Source organism: Rosenbergiella epipactidis, from assembly GCF_018494055.1.
Taxonomy (GTDB): Bacteria; Pseudomonadota; Gammaproteobacteria; order Enterobacterales; family Enterobacteriaceae; genus Rosenbergiella; species Rosenbergiella epipactidis.
On the sequence record NZ_JABBFQ010000003.1, the window covers coordinates 493,982 to 510,141 of the forward strand.

Annotated in this window: 11 protein-coding genes and 1 pseudogene; 8 read left to right on the forward strand and 4 right to left on the reverse strand. The window is 43.1% G+C overall.

Annotation, left to right across the window (positions count from 1 at the left end; all coding sequences use genetic code 11):
* Positions 1-28: 28 nt before the first annotated feature.
* On the reverse strand, positions 29-1,459 hold the full coding sequence (sbcB, locus tag HGT71_RS08010; RefSeq protein WP_214217307.1) for an exodeoxyribonuclease I: 1,431 nt from the start codon (positions 1,457-1,459) through the stop codon (positions 29-31).
* Positions 1,460-3,512: 2,053 nt separating this feature from the next.
* The gene (locus HGT71_RS08015; protein WP_214217308.1) at positions 3,513-4,169 is read right to left on the reverse strand and encodes a hypothetical protein; all 657 of its coding nucleotides are present in this window, start codon (positions 4,167-4,169) and stop codon (positions 3,513-3,515) included.
* Positions 4,170-5,013: 844 nt separating this feature from the next.
* Here HGT71_RS08015 and dacD point away from each other — a divergent pair.
* From dacD to HGT71_RS15950, 5 genes and pseudogenes are all read left to right on the forward strand, one after another.
* Entirely contained in the window at positions 5,014-6,183 is a 1,170-nt protein-coding gene (dacD, locus tag HGT71_RS08020; RefSeq protein ID WP_214217309.1) for a serine-type D-Ala-D-Ala carboxypeptidase DacD, read from the forward strand.
* A gap of 103 nt (positions 6,184-6,286) precedes the next feature.
* Complete coding sequence (locus tag HGT71_RS08025; RefSeq protein ID WP_214217310.1) at positions 6,287-7,351, forward strand: FUSC family protein; 1,065 nt, start codon at positions 6,287-6,289, stop codon at positions 7,349-7,351.
* Between the two features lie 59 nt (positions 7,352-7,410).
* Positions 7,411-7,740 (forward strand): DUF496 family protein, encoded by a 330-nt coding sequence (locus HGT71_RS08030; RefSeq protein ID WP_048912228.1) that lies wholly within the window; start codon positions 7,411-7,413, stop codon positions 7,738-7,740.
* 74 nt (positions 7,741-7,814) lie between these two features.
* Positions 7,815-8,729: a 2-dehydropantoate 2-reductase gene (locus HGT71_RS08035; protein WP_214217311.1), complete on the forward strand. Its 915-nt coding sequence runs from the start codon at positions 7,815-7,817 to the stop codon at positions 8,727-8,729.
* A 125-nt stretch (positions 8,730-8,854) separates the two neighbouring features.
* Positions 8,855-10,401: pseudogene (locus tag HGT71_RS15950) on the forward strand (APC family permease).
* A 70-nt stretch (positions 10,402-10,471) separates the two neighbouring features.
* Here the strand turns inward: HGT71_RS15950 and HGT71_RS08045 are convergent.
* Positions 10,472-10,870: a fosfomycin resistance glutathione transferase gene (locus HGT71_RS08045; protein ID WP_214217312.1), complete on the reverse strand. Its 399-nt coding sequence runs from the start codon at positions 10,868-10,870 to the stop codon at positions 10,472-10,474.
* Positions 10,871-10,891: 21 nt separating this feature from the next.
* Complete coding sequence (locus tag HGT71_RS08050) at positions 10,892-11,368, reverse strand: nuclear transport factor 2 family protein (RefSeq protein WP_214217313.1); 477 nt, start codon at positions 11,366-11,368, stop codon at positions 10,892-10,894.
* Between the two features lie 646 nt (positions 11,369-12,014).
* Between HGT71_RS08050 and HGT71_RS08055 the strand changes: the two genes are divergently transcribed.
* From HGT71_RS08055 to HGT71_RS08065, 3 genes are all read left to right on the forward strand, one after another.
* Positions 12,015-12,983: a winged helix-turn-helix domain-containing protein gene (locus tag HGT71_RS08055; protein WP_214217314.1), complete on the forward strand. Its 969-nt coding sequence runs from the start codon at positions 12,015-12,017 to the stop codon at positions 12,981-12,983.
* A complete protein-coding gene (locus HGT71_RS08060; RefSeq protein WP_214217315.1) occupies positions 12,976-13,449 on the forward strand; it encodes a hypothetical protein in 474 nt (157 codons plus the stop codon). Before HGT71_RS08055 ends, HGT71_RS08060 begins: the two co-directional genes overlap by 8 nt.
* A 1,263-nt stretch (positions 13,450-14,712) precedes the next feature.
* Positions 14,713-16,160: Ig-like domain-containing protein (locus HGT71_RS08065; RefSeq protein ID WP_244986435.1), on the forward strand; the 1,448-nt coding region annotated here is incomplete at its 3' end.

Here is a 16,160-nt window from a genome sequence, read left to right on the forward strand (position 1 = left end):
GAAAAAGCCTGCTGAGCAGGCTTTTTTTTTAACTTAATAACTCTTGGGCATAACGGGCCAAAGCCTGTAATAGGGCGACTTTATCAGGAGATTCTTGGTGTTCTTGCAGTAATACAGTCAGTTGCTCGAAATAGTCATTGACCTTTTCCGGCGTCAGCACTAAGCGTCGGTGTTCTACCCAGCGTTGCTGTTCCAATTCATCTAATGTGCCCGGATAATTCCTTGCCCGAAAACGAAACAGAAGCTCGTCGATCCGTTTATCACTCCAGCGTAAATCCATTGCCGGTAAATGCTGAGGCTGGGTCTGACGAATAACGTCTATCGTCTGTTTGTCCGCTGCAGAGAAGAAGCCATCATAAAGTTGATTATCGACATCCTGGTTTGCCGGAAAAGGGGCTTTATCTGCGAATAAGGCGACCACTTTTTCACGGATCTCTGGATGTTGGCGCAGTAGTGCAAGATTATCTAAGCAGGCTTGACGATCAATCCCTAAGCGCTCAGCATCCTCGGGACGTAGTACACTGGCGGGGGCTAAGACCGGGCATTTATTGATGTGCACTAGCTTTAGCGGAATGGGCGCATCGTTGCCGCGTGCTTCTTTGGTTTGATAAAGCTTTTCCCGTAATGCATCGCTGCTCAGGGCAATAAGTGGTGCGATCTCGCCGGCTAAGTCAACGGTAATCACGGCATTCTTGTTTTCTGGGTGCCAAGCCAGGGGCACAATCCAACTAGTATTGCCGCGGGCTGCACCAAACATTCCGGACACGTGTACCAAAGGCTTCATTTGCGGGATATCGATTAAGCTGGTCAGGCGATGTTTATTACGATGGGTAAATAGGAAATCGAATAACTTCGGCTGTTTTTCTTTCACCAGTTGCGCCATAGCGATCGTAGCATAGACATCTGACATGGCATCATGCGCTTGAGTATGGCTAATACCATTCGCTTTGGTGAGATGCTCGAGCTTGAAACTAGGTAGCCCTTGCTCATTTTCCGGCCATACAATACCCTCAGGACGTAGCGCATAACAAGCCCGCATCACATCCAACAGATCCCAGCGTGAATTCCCCTCTTGCCAGCTCCAACCGTAGGGATCGTGAAAGTTACGGTAAAAAAGATGACGGGTGACCTCATCATCGAAACGTATGTTGTTATAGCCGACAATACAGGTGTGTGGCTCGCTAAACAGATGATGAATACGTTGAGTAAACGCCGCCTCTGTCACACCTTTTTGTTGCGCTTCTTGCGGTGTGATATGCGTAATCAATACGGCCTCTGGTTGGGGCAAATAATCATCCGCCAACTTACAATAAAAAACCTCTGGCTCGCCGATCACGGTAAAAGTACTGTCTGTACGCACGCCAGCAAACTGTGCGGGTCTATCTAAGGCAGGATGTTTACCAAAGGTTTCATAATCATGGAAGAGGAAGGTGGGTTGGGCGATTTCGTTATTTTTCATACACCATCATCACTTTTATATTGTTAATTATTGAGATCAATAGGTTAGCTGAAATCTTAGCGTGGTTTATACCCTATTGCTGTTTGCCTCATTTTTCCTGTCTATCGGGCTTGAAATTTCTAGGGGCTGTGTAAAACATTCTACAGTGCCATTGGATAGCGACGGCCTAGGAATAATGTTAGAACCTCTTGGTCCTTCAGAAAGAGAGCAGAAGTTACTAAATACTTATAATTCGTCAGCTATCTGCGCACGACGTGATACGCGCACGACGTGATACGCCAACACTCTTCCCATCCACTATAACCTAGTACGTTTAACGCATAATAACAGAGTTAACGGCGTATTACTTTGTTGGCCTAACAGTCACCTAGGCTCTCATAGAGTAAACTATTTGAAGGTTGACATCTTTTGTGAGTTAGTCGGTGGCAAACATGCCGTTTTCAGCCAAGGTATTAAAAAACCTCGGCTATTCTTAATATCTATGACGCTTAAACAGGCAGGAACAAGTCATGGTTATATTATTTTAAGTCATTGAACAGAAAAAATTGTTGAGTAGAGAATAGGTTCATATTATGCCTTCAGCGCTTCAGGTGAGCGAGCTCATTCACCATTCACTAGATTACTTGTTATTAACTTTACCGCAAGGCTGTTACCTACGCCGATAGCCGTTAACTATTTTTCTGTTTAAATTTATCGTTAACCCTCATGTGTTATAACGTTCTAAGGATAAGATGAACGAGCATCTCTCTGAAACGTTAATAGGTATCTTGGCAGGAAAATTGGTTTATTATTTCTTTTTTGTATAAGAGAGGAACTTCCTGCTACCATCATCTTCCACTTAAAAGAGGGCATCAGAATTAGAATGTAAGGCAATTGAAAAGATTATTGTCTTTACCTAATACAAAGTGCAATGATGAAGTCTCTGTTCTAATACAATAATAACAACCATGATCCTCGTTACAACTATCAGGGGCGAAAAGCTCAGTATTTCTATTAATCAAATTATTTCAGCAGCCAGTCATGGCACAAGATCAATACTTACAATCGGTAATGCGCGAGACAAAATCATCGTTAAAGAATCATTTCCGTTAATAATGGAGTTAATTAAGGAAGCTCGATTGAATACTAGCCCAGCCAAATAAATTTTACTGCACCGTCTGGCGTTATCGCGGTGCAGTAAAGAATCACTTCATGCTCCCATTATCGGTTCAATGAGTTTACAGCCAGAGAGTTAGCCCTTATCTCATTTGCAGGTCTCGAATTACACAGTCCATAAGAGGCTGATAAAATCTTTTCTCAAGACGTAGTCACTATCATCCTCCTACTATCATTATTTACTTATTTACTTTTTATATATCATCACAATTTAGAAACCGTTATCTCTTATATATAAAATTCAAATACCGGTTACTAAAAGCCGAAATATTTTTAAAAGTTAATATAAAAATTTATAGATAAAAAATGAACACTCTTTTTCATTTAACTTCTGTTTAGGTTGCTTTGATAACTTGGGATAAAGATAAATCGGTGAGGTGACAACAATGATATTATTAAGCAGTGTCAAAGGTGAGACCTTAAGTGTTGCGGTCAGTGATATAAGCTACGCCAAAAGCCATGGTAAAAAGTGTATGATTTGTACGAAAAATAGTAATGATAAAATTATTGTTATCGAGAGTTTAGAAGAGGTGATTGCTAAAATATCCCATGCGAGGCTTCTCGCTTCTCAACTAAACTAGAGATTTATTTTATACCGGCCATTACTCATTAGCAGTACGACATTCACTTTTTGCGCGTCAAAATAATGGCTTATCTAGTTGAACCTTAGCCTGAGGACCGCAATACCTATCCTCTAGACAGTGGTACCAAAACATTAGCGACTTGCCGCGATACCCTTTTCAGCAACATCATATTTTTGGGAATTAATTAAAGAAAGAAGGGGGGCAGCAAATTCGTAGATCCTTGAGTGTCTTGTAGAGTGAGGTATTAGGTAATCGATTGGCTTTGTTAAGAGGAGCGACAAGGTATTTATCGCATCATAATCGGTTAGCGGCTTCTAGAGTTTATCGAGGTATTTATAAAAGAAATCCTCAACGGGGATATCGACGACCTGTATTTTTCTTTTTAAAAGACCTTGAAAGACCCGATCGAGGATATTAACAGCGAGTTTTTGAAGTTCGAGAACATTAATCAGGGTGTAAACATTATCCGTTTTGATTGGGTAATGGCCATCCCAGGCTAGAGTAGGAGGAGTGATAGCTTCATTCTGGCTGTTACTGTATTTAAATACGGCTAAACTCATATCATTCGCGACATGACAATTCGCAAGACCACCGTCTTTTTGTAAGCATTTGGTTAAGGTGTAGAGCAATTTGGCTTGGGTCGGTGTCAGCGACGTAAAATTAAGAAGGAAGTTGACGAATGCGTTGGTGGAACGGGATGCTCTGAGGGTATAGATACTGCAGAGTTCGTTAATCAGCGATATCACCGTGATCAACATGATAAAGTTTTTATCTTTAGAGGGTGAGGTAACTAAGAGGATCTCGTGAAGTCCATAAAGCCTTGAGTTGACTGAACAGTCTTGAAGTTTAATTGAAGGACTTTGGGTGTTGAGATGAATATAAGCCAATTCGTGCAGGTTAAGCTCTTTGAGATTTTTTGCCGCGAGGTATTTATTCCGTTCAATAGTATTTTTTAGATGGAAAAAACTCATAGCTTACATGCCCTCTATATAAATTCGTTAGCGGGTAAATAAAACAATAATTAGCGATAAAAGGTCAATTTTTTCGTTATCTGAACGCTGTATCCACACATCGAATAGTTACGTAAAGTGAGTAAATTATAGCGTAGAGAATGTAAACTATCTCATTGCTTGAAAAAAATAAATAATATCTTGAGAGCATTTTTGCCGACGAAGCCTAAAGAGAAAATAATTTTATTCATAAATTGTCAAACAGACTAGTTGAAGTAGACCGCTATATCAACTTTATTAATGATTTAGCGTAAATTCATAATACACTGATCATTAAAAGATCAATCCTTGCTTCGCAAAGCTAATTATCACATAAGGTATAAAAAAGGCCGAAACTCGGGCTTGGTTATTTTTAAATGTCTTTTTACGGGTAAGGACTTCTGTAAAATACGAAACCCCTAACCAAATTGCGATAATCCCTAGGATAATTCCAAAAACTAATAGTAGTACGTTACTCATTTAAAACCCTTCTTGTTGTTCGGTAAGTGTAGGATGAACATCACACACAAGGAAGTTCATTAATCCTATTTATCGTACTGAGGCGGGCGAAAGCGTGACTGCAATGTGTTGAGGCGTTTCATGTACTGCTTGCGGTAGAAGCGTATTGGGTGAATGGAGAGAAAGGGACGGCTGTATACCAAATAGACATGTTAATGAGCCGAGTGTTGGCAAAGGTAAGCGTTATGGTTGAAATCTACTCAACCTACGAATTATTCACAAATTCTCACAATTAACAGGTGATAGATGGTTAAAAATACCGTAAAAAGGCCAACTATTCGTACAGTTAAGATATCCGAGGATTATTTTGAAAAGGCGCGCCACGTTAGTTGTTACTTCTTTAGTTTTTTATGCTGCGCATGCATTTGCGCAAGATGATGCATTACCCTTCTCGTTAGCGCCGCCTTCTATCGATGCTGCCTCATGGGTTCTGATGGATGCCAAAACCGGCCAAATTCTCACCGCGGGTAATCCCGATGAGCAACGCAATCCGGCTAGCCTGACAAAACTGATGACGGGCTATGTGGTGGATCGCGCAATCGACCAAAAACGTATCACCCGTGATGATAAAGTGACCGTAGGCCAAGATGCTTGGGGCGCCGGTAATTCAGTATTTAAAGGCTCATCGCTGATGTTTCTAAAACCGGGTGATGTCTTAACCGTCCGTGATCTCAGCCGGGGGGTGATCATTGATTCGGGTAATGATGCCTGTGTGGCCTTAGCTGATTATGTCGCCGGTAACCAAGAAAACTTTGTTGGCTTGATGAACCAATATGTCGCGAAACTAGGTTTAAAAAATACGCATTTTGAAACCGTACATGGCTTGGATGCGCCGGGACAACACTCCACTGCACGTGATTTAGCCATTCTCTCTAAAGCCATCATCGATGGTGAGCCTGATTTTTATCAGATGTATAGCGAGAAAACATTAACGTGGAACGGTATCACGCAAAATAACCGTAACGGTTTGTTGTGGGATAATAGCTTGCATGTCGATGGGCTAAAAACGGGGCATACTGAAACAGCAGGCTTTAATATTATTGCCTCAAACGTTGTCGGTAATCATCGTCTGCTCGCAGTCATTATGGGCGGTAAAAGCTCGAAAGGACGTGAAGAGCAGGCACGTAAACTCTTAGTTTGGGGACAGAATAATTTTGACACCGTGCAGTTGTTCCACGCAGGCCGAGCGATTGGTAACGAAAATGTGTGGTACGGCAATCCTCATACTGTTGCAGTAGGCAGCGATAAAGACCTTTATCTCTCGCTACCTAAAAATGAGATCAATAACGTCAAAGCGAAATATATCATTGACAAAAAAGAGCTCGAAGCGCCGCTTGCGGCCAATCAGCCGATTGGTCAAATCAAGGTTATGGATAAAGATCAAGAACTCGCCAGCTACCCATTGGTTGCGCTACAACCTGTGGCTGAGGCAGGGATCTTCACTCGTGCCATTGATTACATCAAACGGAAATTCTAGCGCTCAAAGCCTCGTTCGCGAGGCTTTTTTACTTTTATGGTTAAAAAATGCGATAAGTCAGGGTACACTGCCTACCATTATCTTCTAACACTTAGCGCGAGCTGTGAAAACCGATAAACCCCTCTCAAAACTCGAATACTGGCTCTATCGACATTATCGTTGGGTGCATGGTGTCCGTATTGCCATCGCATTCTTAGCCTCCTTCATGCTCATCCGGATACTGAATATTCCTGAAGGAAGTTGGCCCTTAATTACCTTGGTGGTCGTGATTGGACCGATTTCGACTTGGGGCAATGTCTTTCCGCGAGCGATTCAGCGGATTATTGGTACAGTGCTCGGATCAATATCCGGGCTGATCGCGCTTAAACTTGAAATGATCTCACTGCCTCTTATGTTAGGCTGGTGCGGGATTGTGATGTTCTTCTGCGGTTATCTGACCTTAGGTAAACGCCCCTATATGGCATTATTGATAGGGATTACCCTAGGTGTGGTGGTCGGTGCGCCTGCGGGCGATTTCCTTACCGCGCTGTGGCGCGGCGGTGATGTCGTATTCGGTTGCTTGCTTTCGATCTTTTTTACGGGGATCTTTACCCAGCGCGCTTACGTTTTCTGGCGGTTACGGTTGGCCGATGCATTAGTGGATAGCCGTAAAATCTATCACACCGGTTTATCGTCTAATCTTCTGGAAAAACCGCGTCTTAATAAGCCGTTACAGAAGCTCTTGACGTCACTGATTAAAATGCGAAGCCTCCTGGAGCCAGCCTGTAAAGAAACACGGATTCCTCGGTCGGTGTTTGAGGGTATTCAGACCATCCAGCGCAATATGGTGAACACCATGGAGATGCAAATTAATGCATGGTGGTCTTCCCGTGAGAGCCATCTTTTATTACTGAATGCACCGACGTTACGTCGTACTCAAGCCACGACAGAACAAATGCTGGACGCGTTGGCCGATATGCTGCGTAATGGCGTCAGTGAAAGTGACCAGCTGGCTTCGAGTAGTGCAGCGATGGACGAAATCACCGGTGAGCTGACCGAACTGCTCGCCCAAGCGGAACATGCCAAGGCAGAGTTAACCCCGGTGTATGGCTATGTCTGGCTAAGTCTTGAATTAACGAAACAATTAGAAAGAATGCGAGAGCTGATACGGTTAGCGCTACGGCGATAAACGGCTTTTGAATCCGATAATCTATCCCCTGCAGAGCAGGTTTAACTAAAGGTGTTGTCATGGAAAATGCAAAACAGTCATTCCAGGATGTACTTGAGTTTGTAAGAATGTTTCGTCGTAAAAATAAGCTACAACGTGAAATTACGGATAATGAGAAAAAAGTCCGTGATAACCAGAAACGTGTATTACTGCTCGACAACCTTAGCGAATATATCAAACCGGGAATGAGCGTCGAAGCAATACAAGAAATTATTGCCAGCATGCGCAGCGATTATGAAGATCGGGTTGATGAGTACATCATCAAGAATGCCGAGCTTTCCAAAGAGCGACGCGATCTATCGAAAAAACTTAAAGTGCTGGGCGAGAGCAAAGCGCACGAAACAAAATAGAGCAAGGGCCTGATGATTCAGGCCTTTTTTTTCGCTCAACGTTAAACGGTCATGCTGATAACGGGATTAACACGATGAAAATTTTAGTGGTAGGCGCGGGGGCGACAGGCGGATATTTTGGCGCAAGGTTAGCGCAAGCGGGGCACGAAGTGGCATTCTTAGTGCGTGAAGGACGCGCTCAACAGCTAGCCGAAGAGGGATTGGTGATCAAAGGCTTTAATGATTCCTTTCGCCTGACGCCTCCTACTCTGACAGCAGAGACACTGAAGGATAATACATGGCAACTGATTATCCTCGCCGTCAAACACCCTCATCTGACACAGGTTATCGAACATATCCGTCCTGCGGTTGGCGACAAGACCTTTATTCTACCGTTACTTAATGGCATGGATCATATCACCGCTTTGCAGCACCATTATGGTGATCGCGTTCTCGGCGGTTTATGTCAGATCTATGCGACGCTCAATAGCAAAAATGAGATTGAGCAGTTAACACCGCTACACCGAATCAGTTTTGGTGCCTTGGCCCCCGCGCAGCAGCAAGGAGTGATGACGCTCGCTAATGAACTCGACGGGGTGGGCTTTACCCTGCAAGCGAGTCAGGATATAGCCAGTGAGATGTGGGAAAAATATCTCTTTCTGAGTACGCTTGGCGCGGTCACCTGTTTGGCCCGGGCAGATACTCAACGGATTCTGTCGACCTCTGGGGGGGCACAGTATATTACGACGCTGTTTAATGAGGTGTTAACCATTATTAAGGCTGCAGGCTACCAGCCGCGCCCACAGGTCGTGGATCACCTACTGACAACCTTATTGAATAACCAGACGCCGCTTGTCTCTTCACTTTATCGAGATGTGATGGCGGGTAATGTTTCTGAAAGCGCTGCAATTATCGGGGCATTAGTCGAACGGGCTGCTGTAACCCAGCAATCGATACCGGTTTTACAAGCGTGTTGGGTTCAGTTGCAGCTGGTAAAGGGGGGAGCGTAGTGCTTTTCAATGATGCTTGTAAATTGGCGTCTTTACGATTTAACTCTCCATTCACTTAAGTTGGCATAGAACCTGCTTTATCCCTGACGTAGGTCACAATAAAAACAAGACAGGGGTAAACGCTTATGGTAAAGGGTGAATTGAAAAAAAGACTCAGCTTAGTCGACTTATCATTACTCGGAATCGGGTCGATGATCGGTTCGGGATGGCTGTATGCAGCATTAAACAGTTCAGGTTATGCAGGCGGCAATACGGGGTGGGCCTGGACCTTAGGCGCTATTATCGTGTTGTTAATCGGGTTGGTGTCGGCCGAGCTCTCAGCGGCCATCCCTCGCGCAGGGGGCTTTGTACGGTATCCCAATTATTCCCACGGTAATATCGTCGGTTTTGTGATTGGGGTCAGTTCATTATTAGCCTACACCAGTACAGCGGGTGTGGAAGTCGAGGCCGTCAGGCAATATGCCCTCTACTGGCGGCCAGCACTGGGCCATAGCGACGGTAACCCGACAACGCTGGGGTTTGCGGTACAGATTGGTCTGCTGGTGATCTTCTTCCTGCTAAACTATTGGAGTGTCAGCGTTTTTGGCCGGGTAAACACGATTATCACAACCTTTAAGTTTATCGTGCCGCTGATTACCATCGTTACGTTGCTGCTCTATTATAACTCTGCCAACTTACAGGTCCCGCCTGCGCCTCCCGGCGGTGCACACGGTGTCTTTACCTCGCTGACTGTGCAGGGATTGTCTTCGCCTACTTAGGGTTCCGGCAAGCGGTCGATTTCGCCAGTGAGGAAAAAAATCCGCAACGCAACGTGCCTATCGCTATCTGTATCGCTATTGCGGTCAGTTTTGTTATCTACCTCGCCTTACAATATGCATTTATGGGCGCGGTGCCGAGCGACGTACTTTCTGCGCATGGCTGGGCGGGATTAAAAGCGATTTTCCAATCGCCTTTTGCGGATCTGGCACGCAGCTTAGGACTGATGTGGTTGATCAACCTTATTTTGGTCGATGCCGTTATCTCTCCTGCAGGCACCGGTAATATCTATCTGGCGAGTGCGGCGCGGGTTCTTTTTGCCCTCGCACGTAACGGACATCTGTGGAAAAGTGCAGGTGAGGTAGACGAAAAGTCAGGTGTACCGCGTGGTGCATTATGGTTAGCGTTGATCTTATCGATTGCGTGGACCTTACCCTCGGAATTCCAAGTCTGGGGCGGACTGATCGGGGCGGTCACTTCTGCCACGGTCTTTACCTATATGCCGGGGCCGGTAACCTTAACCGCGTTTCGTACCCATCTGCCAGGCTTACATCGACCTTTCCGTTTGCCGATGGCGGCGATTTTAAGCCCGCTCTCTTTTGTCGCCAGCACACTCTTAATCTACTGGAGTGGTTGGCCGGTGAACGAAATCCTGATCCCGATCTTTATCGTGGCATGGGTAGGTTATGCACTGTTAAGCAGAAAGAGTCTTACTTATCAGCAAGATATCGCCTGTAGTTGGTGGCTATTAGCCTATTATATTGCAATGTTAACTTTGTCTAAAATCGGCACCTTTGACGGGCTTAATCTGCTCAGCACTCCGATGGATATGATTATTGTCACGATCGTTGCACTGATTTGCTATTACTGGGGAGCCAAAACCAGTATCGCGAAACCGATTATTGTCGAAGAGTAAACTCGAGTTGAGGCCCAGAGAGCGCGCTCTCTGGGCATTGGCTGCGGTGACTCAGTGTAAACGTTGATTTCTAGTAGAACTCCATTCCAGCGTAAGGATGACGTCGACAATAGTCCAAACGACTTTCAATATTTCCGCAATGTATTTCAAGTTTATGACCATCCGGATCACGAAAGTAGAGCGATTCCCCTTCACTTGTATTCATTTTCCACTCAGCGACTTGCTTTGATCGTAACAGCTCCGCTAAGGGAGCAAAAACGTCGGCTGAGACTGTTAACGCATAGTGGGTATAATCGTTGCTTTTGTCGACAGTTTCTAGGCTAAGGCAGAGCCATAACTCCCCTAATAATAGATACGCCCCAGTATTCCATTTTGCCTTAGGGACAAAGCCTAAATATTCGGTATAAAATTCCCAGCTTCTGCCTAGGTCACTGACAGCGAGAGTAAGATGATTTAGGCCGGTTAACATGTCCTCTCCTATGATATAACGCTATAGTCCCAATTCGGATAGCCCAGGGTGGTCTGTCGGCCGCCTTCCTAACGGCCAATGGAAAAGCCTTTCGCTTTCGGTAATCGGCTTATCATTGATGGAAGCATGGCGATCTGTCATCAGTCCCTGATCATTAAATTCCCAGTTTTCGTTACCGTAAGACCGAAACCATTGGCCCGAAGCGTCGTGCCACTCATAGGCGTATCTGACCGCAATACGATGAGTATCAAAGGCCCATAACTCTTTTATCAACCGATAATCGACTTCTTTCTGCCATTTATGTTCAAGAAATTCAGCCGCTTGCTGCCGGCTCTTGATAAAAGTTATACGATTTCGCCAGCGAGTATCCAAAGAATAGGCTTGGGCAACTTGCTGCGCATTTCGGCTGTTCCAGCCATCTTCTGCAAGTCGTACTTTCTGAATAGCCGTTTCCCGGGTAAAAGGCGGAAGAGGGGGGCGGATCAAATTTGCTGTCATACGGGGTATTCCTGTGACAAGTCGGGTCCTTATCTTAATGCAGAATGACACAAAATGGGGAACGATGAAAAAGAATGATATATGGAGCATTATGCGACGCATAAAAAGGAAAAATACAATTTTTACATGTGGTTAGCGTGTTAAACCCGGTTTTATAATGAGTCTAACCTTTGGTTTTTTGGCTAACAAAGGAGCTGAAAAGAACCAGTTCTTCTGTCAATTTTAGCTAAATAACATCCAATTTTTAAAGAGACACAATACTGCCGCACAGCCAGCAAACTTTACGCCAAATCACCATAATTTGAGGGAGGCTCAAAAGAGTCGCATACTGTAGCGGTCTAATATATCTTACCTAAAATAGCAAAAAAAGTAGCAGGAAATACGGATGAGTGATGCGTATCGGATCAAGCCGTAGACGCAAAGATAGGAGGGAACAGATGGTTTTACTAAATTATGGCGTAGATATCGTAACTGAGTATTGATCGAATGACCACACCACCTCTCGTACAGTAAGTAACATTATTAACTTTTCGGAAAATCAGAGCAAAACTTTCCAAAATTTACGAGTTATTACCATCATGCTATAGAAAATTTTTATTCATTAGTCTATCTTATTATAACGATTAATGATATATAAGAAACTATAATGAGTAGGGTAATAGTCCTCAACAATATTGTAAATTTTGAACCAGAAAAAAAATGTCTTTATTCGAGTGAATCACATGTTCAGATCAGTACGCCAGCTTCGTATTGCTTTCAATTATTAATTGAAAAGCAGGGCGAGCTTGTGTCTCACGACGAGTTTTACCAGTATGCATGGCGTCAGTTTGGTATGGAGGCAACGGCGAACACTCTTTATCAGAATATCTCTATTATTAGACGTAGTTTGGATGCATGTGGACTTCATCAAGATATTATTCGTACGATGCCAAGAAGAGGGTTTATCTTATCCCCCTTAGTAGAGATATTTCACAAGCGAGCCTGTGATCTGACTTCAGAAATAGAGCTAGCAAAAGATGAGACGTCTGATTATCTCACAGTCAATCAGCATGTAAATGTGTTAACAAATAGTCCAGATGATAGAAAAAAAGCCGAATTCCAGATATCAAAGAATCACGCAAGTAAGTTAGATATTGTACCTGAAGCACATCAAAGCGAAGAGGGTATTTTATCCGAAACACTTTCCGAACGAGAATCACGGCATAGGGCAGTACCTCAGTTGAAAAAGCGATTTTCTAATGCGCTTATCAACCCTAGTATAGTCTGCAACAGTATCTTGGTGGGGCTAGCGATCGCGGCTTTAGCGAGTGTGATTTATCTCGTCGTTGACCTCAATCTCAATCAACATTTAAAGGGTATAAATTATGTGTACTTAACCAGTGAGAAAGGCTGCGACTATTTTATCAACCGTGATGGTGATAATGATAAACGGTCAATTAAGTTTCTCTCCACGCTACAAAAACAGTGTCTCTTCGGGAAATACGTCTATTTGACTAAGTATACCGAGGGGGGGTTTATTTCAATTATTAGCTGTAAAAAGCCATTAAGTTATCTGGATGGAACACTTTGTATATCAGAATATATTAATAGTGAAAATGGCGGAAAAAATGACTAAAGTTAAGAAATATGTGGCGTTAACAGCAATATTAATTCTTATTTGTACGTTATGCTGCATAGGTTATATCAATTATCTGAGCAAGGATGTTGATTGTCTCGGCAATTTCAGTATTAGTAATAATGTGGAAAAGATGAGCCTCCTGATCAGTCGTAAAATGGTCGATGGCGAAGGAATTGATACTCTATCTGGTGGTCTTTATCGCAAAAATGTACTCATTGCACGGGTAGAACGGACCATTAAGTACCACTATCAAGAAGAACAAGGGAGGTATGTTATGACCTCGACGGCTATAGTGAAAGGTGTGCATGATGATATATCCGATACGCAATTAACAGGTTGTCTTGCCGGGATGTATGCACATCAAGGAGATAAAAATATTGTTGTTTTAAAAAATATCGGTCGCTCTGGCTGGATGGTTTACGACACTCCTGTACCTCTCTATTTTTGTAAAAGAAATACTTAGCAAGTATCGAAGAGGAAGGTTGTACCGTTACTCTCTAGTCATGGTAAAAGTACTGGTTCATAACTCAATTCTATAAGGTAAAGTTGAGTTAGGCGATATGAGTGCTGCTGTACGCGTTGCAGATGACCTTTTATGATCAATTCTGTCAGAGAACTCTCGACTTCTCAGACTAAAGCTGCAAGCCAAGATTTGCTAATGCTTAAAAGATCAATAAGAGTGTTCTTTAGAAGAACGGTTATCATCTGTCACTGGCATTAAAAGGCCTGTTTTCCATCCATACGTTCGCCATCATGTACCGGCTTCTTGCTGGCACGAAGCCTAGCCGTTTTAGCCTACCGATAAACACTCAGCTTAGTCTAACACGCTAGTCATTACCGTATAAATTAGTAACAAGTTCTGTTATCACGACTTGAAACGGTACTTTTACTAATTGAAAAAAATTATTTTTCCCGAAATAAATTCTAATGAAATATTGGGCTCAATGAATAACTAAAACATCTCTAGGTAAATCTCTGAGTAACATCTCATTGCACACGTTAGAGCGGCTGTAGCTTAATACGTGACACTGACCCATCCAAAGAAAGAATAAAAAGGTTAAAAGTTTCATTTTTTGTAAGTCTATTGCACGCGTGAAACATTCGTGGTTGTACTTTAGAATTCTATTAATATCTTTCATTCTCTTAAATGAGACTTTCTTAAAGGATAGAATCGGGGGTGTACTTTTGTGTGTTTTCAACCTCAATGAGTATTCTTAACCTTTGATAGAAAAACGAGAATTTTATTCTCGACTCAGTAGGCAGTGACAGGCTATAGGATGTTTTCTTCTGCAGAAAATATCTGCTCTCGATTTATGTTATGCGTTGTAAGGATGAATAGCTTTTGTCATAGGTAGGAGGATACGTATCTCGTTGATAATGAATTTTCCCCCTTTAGAGAAACCAGCTCAGCCATGAGAGTACAGTTAAAATGATTTCTTTAGTATGAAAAATTCTTAAATAGGAATTATTTTCCTTTAAAATCATAGTGTAACGCCAAATTCTTAATGTTAATAAACCTACCATTTAAGATTAAAAAATAGAACTAAAGTTTGCTCTTGGCCTTTTAACATGTATCTTTGAAAATTATTCAATAACAAAAAATCAATTAGCTTTTGCTAATCGATTGGCTTTTGCTAAAATATAGCCAAAGTCTAGTTTTTTTTCATTCAACTGAATTTCTTTACCTATCGAATTAAAAATCAGTTTAAAAAATAAAGGTGCAATGATGTCAACTCCTGCTAAATTGCTGATCCAAGCTAATGGTGGAAAACCAAAGCTTTTGTCTATATCAGCAGAAAAGCCAGTTAAAATCGCTATCGATAATCAAGACAAAATCATTTTGAAAAATATCCAAAATGATTTTGCCCCAGAAAATATCACCTTAACACGTGATGGAGATAACCTAAATGTTATCTTAGAAGGGGATGATCATGCTGCACTCGTCATTAAAGATTACTTCCAATTAATTTCACCCCCGGAATTATTGGGAATGGCGGAAGATCATCAACTTTATCAATATCAACTAACACAAGTAGCCGATAACGGAACATCATATTCCTTTGCGGCGGGGCAGTTGGAGCCTGCAGCGTTAGGTGGTCAATCGCAAGGGAATGGTGATTCGCTGTTTGCTGCAGCAGAAGAGCCCGATAGTAGTGCTTTAGCTGCGCTTCCTTGGTTCCTCGGAGCTTTAGGTGCAGCAGCAGTTGGCGGTATAGCGGCAATTGCACATCACAATCATGGTGGACATCACAATCTTGGTGGGCATGATAATGTCGCAGCTAAGGCTGCGTTACCGACAGTAGGATCAACGACTCATACCGTAGACGGTAAGCAAGTCCCTATGGCTGCAGGCAGTAATATCAGCGATGGTTTGCCAACTTTCAATGGTAAAGCGGATGCAGGAGCAACCATCCATATTTATGACAATGGTAAAGAAATCGGTACAACGGCTGCTGACGCCAATGGAGATTGGAATTTTACACCATCTGCCCCGTTACCTAACGGCGATAATTCAATTACGTTTTCTCAAGAAACAACGTCTGGGGCTACCAGCGATCAAACTGCGGGTTTCGATTTTACCGTAGATACCAGTACGCCTGACGCGCCTAAGTTAAGTGAGGTACATGATGCCGTTGGAGACTCTCAAGGCGCTATAGCAAACGGAGCGACTACTGATGACAACAATCCCAAGCTCACCGGTACTGGTATACCTAATGGCATGGTTCATGTGTATATCAATGACGTTATGGTCGGTGACGCTAAAGTTGATGCAACAGGGCAATGGAGTTATCAATCACCCACTGCTTTAGCCGATGGTCATTATAAAATTACCTTAACGCAAACTAATCCAGCGGGAACAACCAGCCAATTATCGCCCTCTTTTGACTTTGATGTCAGTACGGCTGCTAATGGCAACGGAAGTAATGATTCTACTAATGGCGATTCGCCTGCACAGCCAACAATTACCGGTGTGGTGGATAAAGCCCATACCGATGTCGCGGTAAAAGATCATGGGACCACTAACGTCAATGAGATGACCTTTAGTGGTAAAGCGCAAGCAGGCGCAGAAATTACCCTGAAAGACGGTGATAAATCTGTGTTGGGTACCACGACGGCAGACCAGGATGGTAACTGGACGTTCACCCCAAGCGTTGCCTTAGCCGATGGGGAACA